Genomic DNA, 14,374 nt, shown 5'->3' on the forward strand with positions numbered 1-14,374 from the left:
TCATCGCAGATATATACCCATGGCAGCGGCAACTCCCGGTTCGCCATTCCTATCGAGTGGCCAGCCTGCTATCTAGCATCCAAGTGTCGAGATCAGAAGACGACGATGTCCCAAGGTATAATAGAGGAAAATGTCACTGATTATGTTGAACTCGTTCCCCTGCGAGTCAACGAAACCGGTGTCGACTTGCCTTTGCGGAAGCCTCTACCGGGCTGGCTGGTCGCGCTGCGCCGGCATGCGCTGATCCTCGTCACATTTGCTCTGCCATGCCTTCTGGCCGTTCTCTATTTCGGATTGATCGTAGCGGACCGCTACACCTCCGAGGCGCAGTTCGTGGTTCGAAGCCCCAGCCGGTCGGGCCTCGGTCAGTTGGCGGGTATGATGCCGGCGACGGGAACGGAGCGCGCGCCCGACGAAGCCAGTGCCGTCCATCAGTTCGTACAGTCTCGCGACGCCGTCGAACTGCTCGTGCGGAAGGCGGATCTGCGCGCTATTCTGTCACGACCGGAAGGCGATCCGTTCTGGCGCTTCCCGGGATGGTTCTCCAGGGACCTGCGGGAAAAGCTCTTCGACCGCTATCTTGATTTCGTCTCGATCAAATCGGACAGCAGCACCGGCATCAGCACCTTGATGGTGCAGAGTTTCAGGCCCGACGATTCCGTGAAGATGGCTCAGGTCCTCCTCGAAGGGGCGGAGGCGCTGATCAACCGGCTGAACGAGCGCGCCCGAGCCGACACGATAAGCGCCGCCGAACGCGAAGTGGAAACAGCCAAGGCCCGCGCATTTGACAGGCGGGAGGAACTTACAGCCTTCCGGATGAAAGCCGGAACGGTCGATCCGGCGAAATCCTCCCAGAACCTCCTGGAGACGATCGGAAAGCTGTCTTTCGAGGTCGCGCAGCTCAACGCCCAGCTCGCCGAAGCGCAACGGAATTCGCCTCAGGGGCCGCAGATCGCGAATCTGCGCAATCGCATCCAGGCGATCGAACAGCAGATCATCGAGGAGAAGCGGCAGATCGGCGGCTCGGCTCAGGCCTTGGCCCCGATCATCGCGGACTACGAGCGCCTGGTTCTCGAGCGCGAATTCGCCGACCGGGCGCTCGCCTCTGCTCTCGTCTCCCTCGAAAACGCCCGCATCGAATCGCAGCGCCAGCAACTCTATCTCGAACGCGTCGTGGAACCGCACGCCGCCGACTACCCGAGCCAGCCGAAACGCCTGCTCTGGATCGGCATCATTTTCCTGCTCAGCTTTTCGGTCTATTCGATTGGACGCTCGCTGGGCAATTACCTCCGCCAGCGCGAGGATTGAGGCGATGCCGCCCACCGCCGCTTCGTCTCGGCCCGATGCCGCCCCGCAGGCACGCATCGAGCGCGCAGTGCGCGCCGACAACATCGTCAAGGAATTTCATACCGAACACGGACCCCGGCGCGTGCTGGACGGAATATCGTTCAGCGTCGGCGTCGGCGAGCGGATGGCGATCCTGGGCCGCAACGGCGCCGGCAAGTCGACGCTGATCAAGATCCTCGCGGGTGTCGAGCGGCCGACCCATGGCACGATCCATCGTGGCTTGAACATGTCGTGGCCGCTGGCCATCGGGGGCGGTTTCGAAGGGCAGATGACCGGCTACGACGCCTGCCGTTTCATTTCCGCGCTGTACGGCGCCCCCCTCAAGGACACCATCGAATACGTTGCCGATTTCACAGAGCTCGGCAGCCAGCTCTTTACCCAGGTCCGCTTCTATTCGGACGGGATGAGGGCGCGCCTGGCTTTCGCTCTCTCGCTGGCGATCGACTTCGAATGCTATCTCATCGACGAGGTCATCCTGGTCGGCGATCGACGCTTCCAGCAACGCTGCCACGACGAGCTCCTCGTCAAGCGAAAGAGCCGGGCCATGCTGATGGCGATCCATTCCGTGGAATTCGCCAAGGAATTCTGCAGCTCCGCATTGGTTCTGAAGCAGGGGCGCGGCCGCGTCTTCTACGATCTCGACCTTGCCTGTTCGATTTATGCGACCTTGTGAACCGACAAGCAGCGCGCTCCGTCTCCCGGTGAGTTCCCCGATATGACCGTCATCGTTCTAGGCGTCCCGAGCGCATTCTCCGCCTGGGGCTTCGACGTCATGCGCCGGCTCGCGAAGGCGACCCGGCCCGCAGCAGAGTTGCGCTGGATCGATCGCGGCGATTTGTTCGAAGACGATCCGGACGCCAACGAAATCATCTGTTCGCAATTCCCCTCACGCTCGCTGCGCGAAGCGGCGCGGAGGCCGCAAACGCGCCTCATCGTCTTCACCGCCGACAGCCTGGAAGCCGTCAGCTTTCAGCGGCAGCGGCAGCCGAAACTGCTCGACGCCGTGCGGACGGTCGGCGCCAGCGTCGCCATGATCGGTGACTGCCAACCGCAAAAGCGGGCGCTCTTCCTCAACGCTGCCGCGCTCCCTTCGGCCGAACTGGCGACGCAGCTCATCGCCAGCCACATCGATTGGCCTCTGCCTGCCAATTTTGCCGGTGTTCTAGCATCCGCGGGTCCGATACCGACCAGCTCCGCGCCGGCCTCCTCCCTCACGGAAGCAGAGGAAGGCATCGTCACGCTCGTCCTGGAGAATGGCATCGCGCATCTGCGTGACGCCAGCATTCCCCTGAGGTCGATCTGGCCGCACCGCGTCTTCTTCGCGGGGGACCGGCCGAACGAAGAGGCTCCGCTCGTGACCGACGCGACCGGCGGATCACGCATCCTGTATTACGGTCCCTATTTCCACCTCGCCGAGGGTAGATGGCGAGCCAAACTGACCCTCGGCTTCACCAAGGAGGCCGTCGGGTTACCGCTCAAGATGTCGGCATTCGGGCCGAATGTTCTAGGCGAGGCACGGCTGCGGCCGCGCAAGGAAGGGATTTTTGCGGCCCATTTCACCTTCTCCGTCACGGAACCGGAAAACCCCGTGGAATTCCACGTTCGCACCGAGGAAGGTGCCATCGAAGGGCGGATCGCGCTCGCCCAGGCGGAACTCAGCTATCTCGGCTCTGAACCGGCCCAGCCATAAGCGCCTGCGTGCCGGTCCACCCGCTTGCCGGCGACACTCTGAAACTTCGGCCCGCTGCCGGTTTCCGTGGGCACCGAGATCAGGTGTTTCATGAAACTGGAGGTGGCGTATGCAGCGAAGACAGTTTGGGTGTGAGTTCAAGATCGAGGCAGTCCGCCTGATCAAGGATCGGAGAGCAAATGTGGCGCAGGCATCTCGGGACTTGGCTGAACGACCTCGAAATCAGCCGCCGTCAGCCACTTTGGCCCGCGCTGCGTCGCTGGCTGCACTCCTGGCACCGTGTTGTATGGAGCAGAGACGACGATATTGTCGTCAAGCGGCCGGCATCGCTATGAGTGGTTTACGGTCTCAGCAAAGCTAAGCAAGGGTGTAGCAGCTCATGTCCGATGAGGAGACCGTTCAGTCATGACAGGCGAGACACCCAGGCTCACGCTCGATTTTTTGATCGGCATGCTGAAGCAGGTTATCGAGCAAAATTCATCGCGCGCTTTCGGAAAAAGCACGAGCACAGCTTGGGGTCCGGAGACCTTGCTGGAGGACACCGGCTTCAACTCTTATGATTTCGTCGAGATGATATTCAAACTTGAAGACCATTTCGACATCGAGATCGACTACAATGCCAATAACAACATCAACGACGTGAAGACGATCGGCGAGCTCTACAACGAAATCCTAAAGCTGCTGGCAAACAAGCAGGCGGCATGACGCGTATCGTTGTTTCAGGCCTCGGCATCGTTTCGCCAATCGGCAACGACACCGGCAGCTTCTGGCAGACTCTGCTGACCGGAAGCGGGAATTTCAAGGAAGCCTCGGCCTTGCCGGGCAAGGGCATTCGCGTCGCGGAAGTCCAAGGCCAAAGCTTCATGGAGGGGTTGGGCCTTTCTCCATCGGCTTGTGACCGCAACGCGCTGTTCGCCGTCGCAGCGGCGCGCCACGCCCTGACAACCGCCGGCCTGGACGCAGGCTTGCCGCGCCCCGAGCGCGTCGGCGTCATCCTCGGGAATTCCGCCGGCGGGCAATGCAGCACCGATGAACAATATGCCCGGCTCTATACCCAGAACAAGCGACCGCACCCGATGACCGTGGCCAAGGTGATGGTGAGTTCTTCCGCCAGCTGGGTATCGATGACATCGGGCGCAACCGGGCCCTGCTTTGTGACGTCAAGCGCCTGCGCCTCGTCCAGCCACGCTATCGGCACAGCCATGCAGTTCCTGCGCGCCGGCCTTGTCGATATTGTCATTGCCGGTGGTACGGAAGCCCCGCTCTCGGCAGGAACCCTGCTCGCCTGGGACGCCATGAAGATCATGTCGCGTACCGCCTGCCGGCCGTTTGCCCTCGGCCGCGACGGCCTCATGCTCGGTGAAGGTGCCGGCATCATCGTGTTGGAGACGGAAGCCCATGCGCGCGACCGCGGGCTCATTCCCAAGATCGAGGTCGCTGGCTTCGGCTTCAGCGCCGATGCAGGCGATATTGTCGCGCCCAATCTCGACGGCATGACGCGCGCCATGTCCCTCGCGCTGGTTGATGCAGGGCTACAGGCTGGCGACGTTGCCTATATCAATGCCCACGGTACCGGGACGCGCGCGAATGACCGTGCCGAGACGCAGGCGCTGAAGCGCCTGTTCGGCGACCGGCCCGTGCCCCCGACATCATCGATCAAGGGCGTGACCGGCCACGCGCTAGGCGCCGCCGGAGCCTTCGAGGCGATTGCGACGATCATGGCGATCGAGAACGGCATCGCCCCGCCGACCGCCAATTTTGATGCAGCGGACCCGGAATGCGACATCGACTGCATCCCTCATCAGGGCCGTGCGATGCCGATCCCGGTCGCCATGTCGAATTCCTTCGCATTCGGCGGGCTCAATACCGCGCTCGTCTTCAAGGACATGCGATCGAATTGATGGCTTTCGGCAAGCTTGCCGCCGGACTCAAGCCGCGCTTTCGGCTTCCCTGCCCTCCGGCACGACGATGCCGCGGCCGACATCGACATAGGTGAAACCCTTCTCGCGCACCTGCTCGGCGCGATAGACGTTGCGGAGGTCGACGAGAACCGGCGCCGCCATCGCTGTCTTGACCCGGTCGAGGTCGAGCGCGCGGAAGATGTTCCATTCGGTCACGATGACCGCCGCGTCGGCACCCGCCACACATTCATAGGCGTCGCGGCAATAGGTGACGCCCGCCGGCAGCACAGCCTTCGCCTGCTCTATCCCTTCCGGATCATAGGCGCGGATCGTGGCGCCGCCGTCCATCAGGGCGGTGACCACTGCGATCGAGGGTGCGTCGCGCATGTCGTCGGTGTTCGGCTTGAAGGTGAGACCGAGCACCGCGATCGTCTTGCCTCGCACCGAGCCGCCGCAGGCCGCGACCACCTTGCGCCCCATCGCCCGCTTGCGCTGCTCGTTCACCGCCGCCACCGTCTCGACGATGCGCGAAGGCGTGCCGTGATCCTGCGCCGTCTTGATCAGCGCTAGTGTATCCTTCGGGAAGCAGGAGCCACCATAGCCCGGCCCGGCATGCAGGAACTTGCCGCCGATACGGTTGTCGAGCCCCATGCCGCGGGCAACGTCCTGGACATTGGCGCCGACCTGCTCGCAGAGATCGGCGATCTCGTTGATGAAGGTGATCTTCGTCGCCAGGAAGGCGTTGGCCGCGTATTTCGTCAGTTCCGCCGTGCGCCGGCCGGTGTTCAGGATTGGCGCGTTGTTGAGATAGAGCGGCCGGTAGATATCGGCCATCACGGCGCGAGCGCGCTCGTCATCCGTGCCGACGACGATACGGTCCGGCCGCTTGAAATCCTCGATCGCCGCGCCCTCGCGCAGGAATTCCGGGTTGGAGACGACGGCGAAATCGGCATCGGGCCGGAGCTCGCGGATGATGCGCTCGACCTCGTCGCCGGTGCCGACCGGCACCGTCGACTTGGTCACGATCACCGTATAGCCGCTGATCGCCCCGGCGATCTCGCGGGTCGCGGCGTAGACATAGGACAGGTCGGCGAAGCCGTCGCCGCGGCGCGAGGGCGTGCCGACCGCGATGAAGACCGCATCGGCACCCGCGACCGGGCCGGCGAGATCCGTCGTGAAGGACAGCCGCCCCGCCGCCGCGTTGCTGCGCACCAGATCCGACAGGCCGGGCTCGAAGATCGGAATCTCGCCGCGCTTCAGCGCCGAAACCTTGCTCTCCAGCTTGTCGACGCAGACGACCTCATGGCCGAAATCGGCAAAGCAGGCGCCGGAGACGAGCCCGACATAGCCCGAGCCCACCATCACGATCTTCATCGTTTGCTCCTTGTATCAAGCGCTCCCGGCAGCCCGGGAGGCGCCGTTGTCGCTTTGGCATAGTGCAATCGTTGCAAAACCAAAACCGGGTTCTCGCCGGCCAATTCAGGGAAACCGCGGGATGGCGGCCCTTTCGGCCGGTCATCCCGCCACTGCGCAGATGCCCCTGTATCGGCAGGCAGCCTATCCTGCACCACGATAAGGCACCGGAATTTGACATGTTCCCGCTTCGGAGGGCATCGAAGCGGGCGCGCCTCCGCGGACCCGGCAAGGCATGCGCCCGAACCTGATATCGACGGACCACCCGGCATGACCAGCCTGAAATTCGGCACCTCCGGCCTGCGCGGCCTCGTCACGGAGCTGGTCGGCCTGCCGACCTATGCCCATGTCCGCGCCTTCTGCGCCATGCTGCAGGAGGACAGGGCGGCCGGAACGCGCGGGGAGGTCCTGATCGGCCGCGACCTGCGATCGTCGAGCCCGCTCATCGCGGCGCAATGCGCGCAAGCCATCGCCGATGCCAGGCTTGAGCCGGTGGATTGCGGCGCCGTGCCGACGCCTGCCCTGGCACAGGCGGCGATGGCCGCCGGAAGCCCGGCCGTGATGGTGACCGGCAGTCATATCCCCGATGACCGGAACGGCCTGAAATTCTACCGCGCCCAGGGCGAGATCGATAAAGCCGACGAAGCGCGCATCCTGGCCCATCATGAGGCGCTGGCACTGACGGCTGCTCCGGATGTCTCGGCGGAACCGCAGCGGCGCGACGTCGTCTCCGGCTATCGCGCCCGCTATGTCGATTTCTTCGGGCGCGCCCTGGAAGGCCTCACCGTCGGCGTCTACCAGCATTCCTCCGTCGGCCGCGACGTCATCTGCGACGTGTTGTCGGCGCTTGGAGCCACGCCGATCGTGCTGGGGCGCAGCGACAGCTTCATCCCCGTCGATACCGAGGCGCTCCGTCCGGAGGATGAAGAACTGGCCCGGCGCTGGGCCGGCGAGCGCAGGCTCGACGCGATCGTCTCGACCGATGGCGACGCCGACCGTCCGCTGGTTGCCGACGAAACTGGCCGCTTCCTGCGCGGCGACCTCGTCGGCGCGCTCACCGCGCGCTTCCTCGGCGCGGATGCGATCGTGACGCCGGTCACGTCGAACTCGGCGCTGGACCGCCCCGGATCGTTCGCGAGGGTCGTGCGTACCCGCGTCGGCTCGCCCTATGTGATCGCGGGCATGGCGCAGGCTCAGGCCGAAGGTGCCAGGACCGTCATCGGTTTCGAGGCGAATGGCGGCGTCCTGCTCGGTTCGGAGGTCGTGCGGGACGGCCGGCGGCTTGCCGCCCTGCCGACGCGCGACGCCATGCTGCCGATCGTGGCGACGCTCGCGCTGGCGCGCACCGCGCAAAAGCCGTTGAGCGCCATTGCGGCGGAAGCCCGCTTCGCCATCGCCCTGTCGAACCGCCTTCAGGAGGTCCCGCAGGACAGGACCACCGCCCTGATCGCCCGGCTCGACGCCGAGGATTCCGGTTTCCGCGATACGGCTTTCGCGGCCCATGGCGGGGTCGCGGGGCGCGATCGCCGGGACGGGCTGCGCCTGACGCTCGGCAATGGCGCGACGGTGCATTTCCGGGCCTCGGGCAACGCTCCGGAACTGCGCGTCTATGTCGAGGCCCCGGCGCTGGCAGCGGCCGAAGCCCTGCTCGCCGAGAATCTCGCTTTCGCAGCGGCGCAAACGCGCTGAGTGACGACTTCCAGCCCATCCGCCAGACCGGCAAAGCCATTCGAAGCCGCGCCTGACCAAACCGCCTTCGAGACAGCAGGATCCGTGACATGACCGAAGCCTTCATCTGCGCCTATGTCCGCACGCCGATCGGCCGGTTCGGCGGCTCGCTGTCCTCCGTCCGTGCGGACGACCTCGGTGCGGTGCCGCTGAAGGCCCTGGTCGAGCGTCATCCGCAAGTCGATTTCGGCGCCGTGGACGACGTGATCTTCGGCTGCGCCAACCAGGCGGGCGAGGACAACCGCAATGTCGCGCGCATGTCGCTGCTGCTCGCCGGCCTGCCCAAGGAGGTGCCGGGCACGACGATCAACCGGCTCTGCGGCTCCGGCATGGATGCCGTCATCGCAGCCGCGCGCGCGATCAAGGCGGGCGAGGCCGAGCTGATGATCGCCGGCGGCGTCGAGAGCATGTCGCGCGCGCCCTTCGTCATGCCCAAGGCCGACAGCGCCTTCTCGCGCCATGCCGAGATCCACGACACCACGATCGGCTGGCGCTTCGTCAACCCGCTGATGAAGGCGCAGTACGGCATCGATTCCATGCCGGAAACCGGCGAGAACGTTGCGGCCGACTGCCATATCAGCCGCGCCGACCAGGATGCCTTCGCATTGCGCTCGCAGCTCAAGGCGGTCGCCGCCCAGCAGAACGGCCGGCTTGCTAAGGAGATCGTCCCGGTCCTGATCCCGCAGCGCAAGGGCGATGCGATCCGCGTCGAGATCGACGAGCACCCGCGCGGCGACACCACGCTGGAGAAGCTCGCCAAGCTCGGCACGCCGTTCCGCAAGGAAGGCGGCACCGTCACGGCCGGCAACGCGTCGGGCGTCAATGACGGCGCCGCGGCGCTGATCATCGCCTCGGAGAAGGCCGCCGCGAAATACGGGCTGACGCCGATCGCCCGCGTTCTGGGTGGCGCGACCGGCGGCATCGCGCCGCGCGTCATGGGCCTCGGCCCGATCCCGGCGACGCGCAAGCTCTGCGAAAGGCTGGGCCTGAAGCCGACCGATTTTGACATCGTCGAGCTGAACGAGGCCTTCGCCTCGCAGGGCATCGCGGTGCTGCGCGAGCTCGGCATCGCCGAGGACGGGGCGCATGTGAACCCGAATGGCGGCGCGATCGCGCTCGGCCATCCGCTCGGCATGTCCGGTGCCCGCATCACCGGCACGGCCGCGCTCGAACTGTCCCTGACCGGCAAGAGGCGCGCGCTCGCCACCATGTGCATCGGCGTCGGCCAGGGCATCGCAGTGGCGCTGGAACGGGCGTAGGCGCCGTCACGGCCGGTTTTTCCCGCACCACAGGCTCCGCCCCCTAACCATAAGGGGCCTTTGTTTCGCCGCGGTTCGGGCGTTTCGCTGTCGCGCAAAGGCAGTTCATGATAGGGCCGCAAGGTGAAAGGGGGGTATGAGTTGAGACCGACGGCCAGAACCGCCGATCCGGGCGCGTGCGCCTCGTCCGCTCATTCTCCGCGCCTTCGCGATCGCGGCCGCCAGGATTACCTCTTATGCCTCTGAGATTTCTCGTGACCGGCGGCGCCGGCTTCATCGGCTCGGCGGTGGTGCGCAAGCTGATCGGCGAGACGGAGCACGAGGTCTGCGTCGTCGACAAGCTGACCTATGCCGGCAACCTCGCCTCGCTGGAACCGGTCTCCGGCAGCAACCGCTACCGGTTCGAACAGGCCGATATCGGCGACGGGGAGCGGATGAAGGCGATCTTCGCCGATTTCCAGCCCGATATCGTCATGCATCTGGCAGCCGAGAGCCATGTCGACCGCTCGATAGACGGACCGGCCGCCTTCATCGAGACCAATGTCGTCGGCTCGTTCATGCTGCTGCAGGAAGCTCTGCGGCATTTCCGGGGGCTGCCGGAGGAGCGCAAGGGGCGCTTCCGCTTCCACCATATCTCGACCGACGAGGTCTTCGGTTCGCTGGGTGCTGACGGCTTCTTCCGCGAGGACACGGCCTATCAGCCGAACTCGCCCTACTCTGCCTCCAAGGCGGCGTCGGACCATCTCGTCCGCGCCTGGCACCATACCTACGGCCTGCCGGTGGTGATGACCAACTGCTCGAACAATTACGGGCCCTATCATTTCCCCGAGAAGCTGATCCCGCTGATGATCATCAATGCGCTCGAGGGCAAGAAGCTGCCGGTCTACGGCAACGGGCTCAATGTGCGCGACTGGCTCTATGTCGACGACCATGCCGATGCGCTGATCACCGTCGCGACCACCGGCAAGCTGGGCGAGAGCTACAATATCGGCGGCCATAACGAGAAGACCAATATCGAGGTGGTGAAGACCATCTGCGCCCTCCTCGACGAACTCCGACCCGACTCGAAGGGTCCGCGCGAACGTCTGATCAGCTATGTCACCGACCGACCGGGCCATGATGCACGCTATGCGATCGACGCCGGCAAGATCGGCCGCGAGCTTGGCTGGACACCGAAGGAGACCTTCGAGACGGGCCTGCGCCGCACGGTCGAATGGTATCTCGCCAATCCGGCATGGTGGGGCGACATCCGTTCCGGCACCTATCGTGGCGAACGCCTCGGCGCGGCCTGAGCGGGGGGAAGACATGCTGAACGTCGAAGACACGGCGATCCCCGCCGTCAAGATCATCACGCCGAAGAAGTTCGGCGACCATCGCGGTTTCTTCTCGGAAACCTGGAGCCGCAACGCCTTTGCCGAGGCCGGGCTCGATCTCGATTTCGTTCAGGACAATCAGTCTCTGTCGGCCCCGGTCGGAACGCTGCGCGGCCTGCATTTCCAGTCCCCGCCCTGCGCGCAGGACAAGCTGGTGCGGGTCACGCGCGGGCGCATCCTCGATGTCGCCGTCGATATCCGGGCCTCCTCGCCCAGCTTCGGCAAGCATGTCGCGGTCGAGCTCTCCGCCGAGAACTGGAGGCAGCTCCTCGTCCCCATCGGCTTCGCCCATGGCTTCGTCACGCTCGAGCCGGATACCGAGGTGCTCTACAAGGTCACCGCTCCTTATGCGCCCGCGAACGATCACGGCCTTGCCTTCGACGACCCGGCGCTCGGCATCGACTGGCGCCTGCCGCTCTCGGGCCTCACCCTCTCCGACAAGGACCGCAAGCATCCGCACCTCGCCGAGATGCTGCGGTATTTCGACTGATGACACTTCGCATCGCCGTCACCGGTTGGACCGGCCAGGTCGTCTGCGCCATGCTGGAGCGCGTGCCCGTCGGCGTCGAGGTCATCGCGCTGCGCCGGCCCGATCTCGACCTCGCCGTCCCGAAGACGGTCGCGCCGGCCCTGCGTTCGGCGAGGCCCGACGTGATCGTCAACACGGCCGCCTATACCGTCGTGGATCAGGCCGAGAGCGAGCCCGAACTCGCCATGCGCGTCAATGGCGAGGCTGCCGGCGAAGCGGCGCGTGCTGCAGCGGCGCTGGGCATCCCCATGATCCAGCTCTCGACCGACTATGTCTTCGACGGTGCGCTCGACCGGCCCTATCGCGAAGACGATGCGACCGGCCCGATCTCGGCCTATGGCGCGAGCAAGCTCGCCGGCGAGCAGGCCGTCGCGGCCGCCACCGACAACCACGCCATCCTGCGCACGGCCTGGATCTACAGCCCCTTCGGCAAGAACTTCGTCAAGACGATGCTGCGCCTCGCCGAAACGCGCGACGAGGTCGGCGTCGTCGCCGACCAGGCGGGATGCCCGACCAGCGCGCTCGACATCGCCGATGCGATCTTCACCGTGGCGCGCAACCTGACTGCGCGGGCGGATGATGCGGACTTGCGCGGCGTGTTCCACATGAGCGCGGCGGGCGAAGCCGTCTGGGCCGATGTCGCCGAGGCGATCTTCGCCGAGCGCGAACGGCATGGCCGCGCACCGGTCAGGGTCAGGCGCATCGCCACGGCCGATTATCCGACGCCGGCGCGCCGGCCCACCAATTCCCGGCTCGATTGCGGCAAGCTCGCGCTCGCCCATGAGGTGCGGCTGCCGGAATGGCAAAGCTCGCTCCGGCCTTGCGTCGCACGACTTCTCGAAGATCAGGCCAAGGACCAGAGGTAACGATGAAGGGCATCATCCTGGCCGGCGGTTCCGGCACCCGGCTGCACCCGATGACGCTGGCGATGTCGAAGCAGCTCCTGCCCGTCTACGACAAGCCGATGATCTACTACCCGCTCTCGACGCTGATGCTCGCCGGCATCCGCGACGTCCTGATCATCTCGACGCCGCACGATCTGCCGCATTTCAAGCGCCTGCTCGGCGACGGCTCGGACTGGGGCATGAGCCTCACCTATGCCGAGCAGCCGCATCCCGGCGGGCTGGCGCAGGCCTACCTGATCGGCGCCGATTTCGTCGCCGGCGAGCCCTCCGCCCTCGTTCTTGGCGACAATCTCTATTACGGCCACAGCCTGCCGGAGATGATGGCCCGGGCGACGGCCCGCACGGAGGGCGCGACCGTCTTCGCCTACCATGTCCGCGATCCCGAGCGGTACGGCGTCGTCGCCTTCGACCAGACCGGCAAGGCGGTTTCGATCGAGGAAAAGCCCGAGGTTCCCAAGTCGAGCTGGGCCGTCACCGGCCTTTACTTCTACGATGCCGAGGTGGTCGAGATCGCCCGGTCGCTGAAGCCCTCGGCGCGCGGCGAGCTCGAAATCACCGACGTCAACCGGATCTATCTGGAGCGCGGCCAGCTCTCGGTGGAATCGATGGGCCGCGGCTTCGCCTGGCTCGATACCGGCACGCCCGACAGCCTGCTGGAAGCCGGCGAGTTCGTCCGGACCCTCGAAAGCCGCCAGGGCCTGCGCATCGCCTGCCCCGAAGAGATCGCGGCACGACAGGGCTGGATCTCGACGGCACAGCTGACACGGCTCGGCGAGAAGCTCGCCAAGGGCGATTACGGCCAGTACCTCATGCGGATGGCCCGGGATATCGCCGGCTGAGCGGGAGATGCCGGGCTCTCTCGGCAAGCCCCTTACGGATACCCGCCCCGCTCCGTTATCGCTTGACAGCAAGGCCCGCCGCTCGTCATCTGCTCCCGTTCCCAGGGGGGCCTCGCTAGGAGGCTGAGATTCCGCCGGCTGGGCTTTCGAGCCTTAGGCAACGCGGTGACCCTCCGAACCTGATCCGGATCATACCGGCGTAGGGATGCGGGACATGCGGCCTTGAGGCCCTGATTCCAGCTTGCGCTCGTGATCCTCCAGCGATCGACGCCCCGGCTTCGCCGTGTGCGTCCGAACGGAGTGGCTTCAAGTGACGCAAGCCGAGATCATCGCGGCGCTCCTGGCGTTCATCGCGCTTCCCGACGCATCGGAAGCCGAATTCGAGGCCGTGGCGCTCAAGGTCTTCGCCTATCAGTTCCGCAACAACGAGCCCTATAAGCGCTTCTGCCTGCAGCGCGGCCGCACGCCGCTCTCGGTCCGGCGTTGGCGCGATATCCCGGCCGTGCCGATCACCGCCTTCAAGGACCTGACGCTGAGCTGCAGCCCGCCGGAAGCCGCAAGCCACGTCTTCATGACCAGCGGCACCACGCAAGGCATCCGCGGCCGCAGCTACCATCCGACGCTCGACGTCTGGAAGCGCTCGATGCTGGCGAATTTCCGCGCGCGCTTCATGCAGGGCCGCGAGCGCATCCGCATGGGCATCCTCTTCCCCAACGAGGCGGAGCTGCCGAATTCCTCGCTCGCCACCTATCTCTCGCTCGCCAAGCGCGAATGCGGCACGGCGGATTCCGAGACCTTCATCGATGCCGCCGGGCTCGATCTCGACGGTCTTCTGTCGGCACTGGAGCAGGCTGAGACAAGCGGTGAGCCCTATGCCCTGCTCGGCGCGAGCTATTCCTTCGTGCCCGTGCTGGACGCGCTCGCGGCCAGCGGCCGACGCTTCGCCCTGCCGGAGGGCAGCCGCATCCTCGATACCGGCGGCTTCAAGGGCCAGTCGCGCGAACTCGGGCCCGACGAATTCTATGACGGGCTCAGCGCCGCCTTCGGCGTGCCGCGCGCGTCCTGCATCAACATGTACGGGATGACTGAGCTGAGCTCACAGCTCTATGACGACGGCAATGCCGTCTGCCCGTCGGTCAAATCCGGCCCGCACTGGATCCGCAGCCGCGTCGTCGACCCGCTGACCGGCGCGGACCTGCCCGAAGGCGAGCGCGGCGTGATCGTCCATCACGACCTCGCCCATTTCAATTGCGTCGCGGCGATCCTGACCGAGGATGCCGGCGAGATCGTGCCCGGCGGATTCAAGCTGCTCGGCCGCGTCGATGGCGAGGCCTCGAAGGGCTGCTCGGTCGCCGTCGCCGAATTCCTCGCAGCGGCACGAGGCTGACGA

13 protein-coding genes and 1 riboswitch are annotated in these 14,374 nt (G+C 65.6%); of the genes, 12 read left to right on the plus strand and 1 reads right to left on the minus strand.

What is annotated here, in order from left to right:
- Nucleotides 1–105 precede the first annotated feature (105 nt).
- The 5 genes from AC1RLU_RS13600 to AC1RLU_RS13620 all read left to right on the plus strand — a co-directional run bounded on the left by AC1RLU_RS13600 (nt 106) and on the right by AC1RLU_RS13620 (nt 4,938).
- Nucleotides 106–1,308, plus strand: a complete 1,203-nt coding sequence (locus AC1RLU_RS13600) for a KpsE/RkpR family capsule polysaccharide export protein (protein ID WP_492796158.1) — start codon at nt 106–108, stop codon at nt 1,306–1,308.
- Complete coding sequence (locus tag AC1RLU_RS13605; protein ID WP_492796159.1) at nt 1,265–2,020, plus strand: ABC transporter ATP-binding protein; 756 nt, start codon at nt 1,265–1,267, stop codon at nt 2,018–2,020. The genes AC1RLU_RS13600 and AC1RLU_RS13605 overlap by 44 nt, the downstream gene beginning before the upstream one ends.
- A 42-nt stretch (nt 2,021–2,062) precedes the next feature.
- A complete protein-coding gene (locus tag AC1RLU_RS13610) occupies nt 2,063–3,037 on the plus strand; it encodes a hypothetical protein (protein ID WP_492796160.1) in 975 nt (324 codons plus the stop codon).
- 405 nt (nt 3,038–3,442) lie between these two features.
- Entirely contained in the window at nt 3,443–3,742 is a 300-nt protein-coding gene (locus tag AC1RLU_RS13615) for an acyl carrier protein (protein ID WP_492796161.1), read from the plus strand.
- Nucleotides 3,739–4,938: a beta-ketoacyl-[acyl-carrier-protein] synthase family protein gene (locus AC1RLU_RS13620; RefSeq protein WP_492796162.1), complete on the plus strand. Its 1,200-nt coding sequence runs from the start codon at nt 3,739–3,741 to the stop codon at nt 4,936–4,938. The genes AC1RLU_RS13615 and AC1RLU_RS13620 overlap by 4 nt, the downstream gene beginning before the upstream one ends.
- Before the next feature lie 27 nt (nt 4,939–4,965).
- On the opposite strand, the gene AC1RLU_RS13625 is transcribed toward AC1RLU_RS13620, so the two are convergent.
- Nucleotides 4,966–6,312, minus strand: coding sequence for a UDP-glucose dehydrogenase family protein (locus AC1RLU_RS13625; RefSeq protein ID WP_492796163.1), 1,347 nt, complete (start codon nt 6,310–6,312; stop codon nt 4,966–4,968).
- A 309-nt stretch (nt 6,313–6,621) separates the two neighbouring features.
- Between AC1RLU_RS13625 and AC1RLU_RS13630 the strand changes: the two genes are divergently transcribed.
- The 7 genes from AC1RLU_RS13630 to AC1RLU_RS13660 all read left to right on the plus strand — a co-directional run bounded on the left by AC1RLU_RS13630 (nt 6,622) and on the right by AC1RLU_RS13660 (nt 14,371).
- A complete protein-coding gene (locus AC1RLU_RS13630; RefSeq protein WP_492796164.1) occupies nt 6,622–8,040 on the plus strand; it encodes a phosphohexomutase domain-containing protein in 1,419 nt (472 codons plus the stop codon).
- Nucleotides 8,041–8,129: 89 nt separating this feature from the next.
- Nucleotides 8,130–9,338 carry a 3-oxoadipyl-CoA thiolase gene (gene pcaF / locus AC1RLU_RS13635; protein ID WP_492796165.1) on the plus strand — a complete coding sequence of 403 codons (1,209 nt, stop codon included), beginning with the start codon at nt 8,130–8,132 and terminating at the stop codon, nt 9,336–9,338.
- A gap of 236 nt (nt 9,339–9,574) precedes the next feature.
- On the plus strand, nt 9,575–10,630 hold the full coding sequence (rfbB, locus tag AC1RLU_RS13640; RefSeq protein WP_492796166.1) for a dTDP-glucose 4,6-dehydratase: 1,056 nt from the start codon (nt 9,575–9,577) through the stop codon (nt 10,628–10,630).
- A gap of 13 nt (nt 10,631–10,643) precedes the next feature.
- Nucleotides 10,644–11,201, plus strand: coding sequence for a dTDP-4-dehydrorhamnose 3,5-epimerase (gene rfbC, locus AC1RLU_RS13645; protein WP_492796167.1), 558 nt, complete (start codon nt 10,644–10,646; stop codon nt 11,199–11,201).
- Nucleotides 11,201–12,106, plus strand: coding sequence for a dTDP-4-dehydrorhamnose reductase (gene rfbD / locus AC1RLU_RS13650; RefSeq protein WP_492796168.1), 906 nt, complete (start codon nt 11,201–11,203; stop codon nt 12,104–12,106). The genes rfbC and rfbD overlap by 1 nt, the downstream gene beginning before the upstream one ends.
- Before the next feature lie 2 nt (nt 12,107–12,108).
- Nucleotides 12,109–12,984 (plus strand): glucose-1-phosphate thymidylyltransferase RfbA, encoded by an 876-nt coding sequence (gene rfbA / locus AC1RLU_RS13655; protein ID WP_492796169.1) that lies wholly within the window; start codon nt 12,109–12,111, stop codon nt 12,982–12,984.
- 93 nt (nt 12,985–13,077) lie between these two features.
- Nucleotides 13,078–13,208: riboswitch (TPP riboswitch) on the plus strand.
- Between the two features lie 86 nt (nt 13,209–13,294).
- Complete coding sequence (locus tag AC1RLU_RS13660; protein ID WP_492796170.1) at nt 13,295–14,371, plus strand: LuxE/PaaK family acyltransferase; 1,077 nt, start codon at nt 13,295–13,297, stop codon at nt 14,369–14,371.
- Nucleotides 14,372–14,374 lie beyond the last annotated feature (3 nt).

The organism is Allobosea sp. GW822-FHT05A11 (assembly GCF_058800455.1).